This is a genomic window from Dermabacter sp. p3-SID358 (assembly GCF_025147465.1).
Classification (GTDB): domain Bacteria; phylum Actinomycetota; class Actinomycetes; order Actinomycetales; family Dermabacteraceae; genus Dermabacter.
Window position 1 is genome coordinate 1 of record NZ_JALXOZ010000044.1, and the last position, 227, is coordinate 227.

The 227-nt window shown below is 63.0% G+C and carries 1 protein-coding gene; it reads right to left on the reverse strand.

Going from position 1 to position 227, the window contains the following annotated elements; translation table 11 throughout:
- Window positions 1–227: helix-turn-helix domain-containing protein (locus M3B90_RS09615; RefSeq protein WP_259890166.1), on the reverse strand; the 227-nt coding region annotated here is incomplete at both ends.

The window sequence follows — 227 nt, forward strand, 5'->3', positions numbered from 1 at the left end:
GCGGGGTGATCAAGCCTTCGTTGGTGAGGATGCGACGGATCGTCGAAGTTGACGGGGCGCGTTTGCCGGCCTGTTCGAGGTGGTAGGCGATGGTTTCGGGTCCTGCGTCAAGTCCGTGCCGGGTGAGCTGTTTGCGGATGTCGATGATTTCGTTGCGTAACGCGTCCGGTACCGCGTGTGGGTGGGTGTGAGGGGCACGTGATTTCGGTGCGATTGCCTCGGCGCCG